Origin of the sequence: Streptomyces niveus (assembly GCF_001723055.1) — a bacterium.
Taxonomy (GTDB): Bacteria; Actinomycetota; Actinomycetes; order Streptomycetales; family Streptomycetaceae; genus Streptomyces; species Streptomyces niveus.
This window is the reverse complement of record NZ_MDCR01000516.1, coordinates 1-854: the sequence shown is the minus strand read 5'-3', so window position 1 is coordinate 854 and position 854 is coordinate 1. Positions and strand designations below refer to the sequence as shown.

Annotated in this window: 1 protein-coding gene; it reads right to left on the bottom strand. The window is 64.5% G+C overall.

The genetic code is table 11. The features are described 5' to 3' along the window. Positions 1 to 854, bottom strand: an 854-nt coding sequence (mraY, locus tag BHU15_RS37155) for a phospho-N-acetylmuramoyl-pentapeptide-transferase (RefSeq protein ID WP_069631103.1), incomplete at both ends; no start/stop codon positions are given.

The window sequence follows — 854 nt, the reverse complement described above, 5'->3', positions numbered from 1 at the left end:
CAGCCCGCGTAGAAGAGTCCGAGTCCGACGATCACGCACATGCCCTGGATGATCCAGAAGCGGACCACGACAAGGACTTCGGACCACCCCTTTAGTTCGAAGTGGTGCTGTAGCGGGGCCATTCTGAAGACACGCTTGCCGGTCAGCCGGAACGAACCGACCTGGATCACCACGGACATGGTGATGAGGGCGAAGAGGCCGCCGAGCAGGGCGATCAGGAGTTCCGTACGGGAGCAGATGGCGAGGCCCGCGAGGGCGCCGCCGAGGGCGAGGGAGCCGGTGTCGCCCATGAAGATCTTGGCGGGTGAGGTGTTCCACCACAGGAAGCCGAAGCAGGAGCCCATGAGGGCGGAGGCGACGACCGCCAGGTCGAGCGGATCTCGTACCTCGAAACAGGCCTCCGGGTTGGTGAGGGTCAGCGCGTTGGCGCAGGACTCCTGGAACTGCCAGAGGCCGATGAAGGTGTACGCGCCGAAGACCATCACCGACGCGCCGGTGGCCAGGCCGTCCAGACCGTCCGTCAGATTCACGCCGTTGGACATGGCGAGAATCATGAACAGCGCCCAGACCACGAACAGCACCGGTCCGATGGACCAGCCGAAGTCCGTGACGAACGACAGCCGGGTGGAGGCCGGGGTGTTGCCGCGCACGTCGGCGAATTGGAGCGAGAGCACCGCGAACGTGATGCCGACGATCAGCTGTCCGGCCATCTTCGCCTTGGCCCGCAGACCCAGCGAACGCTGCTTCACGATCTTGATGTAGTCGTCGAGGAACCCGACGAGGCCCATTCCCGTCATCAGGAAGAGAACGAGCACACCCGAGAACCTCGGGTCCTCGCCGGTGATCACCTTCGC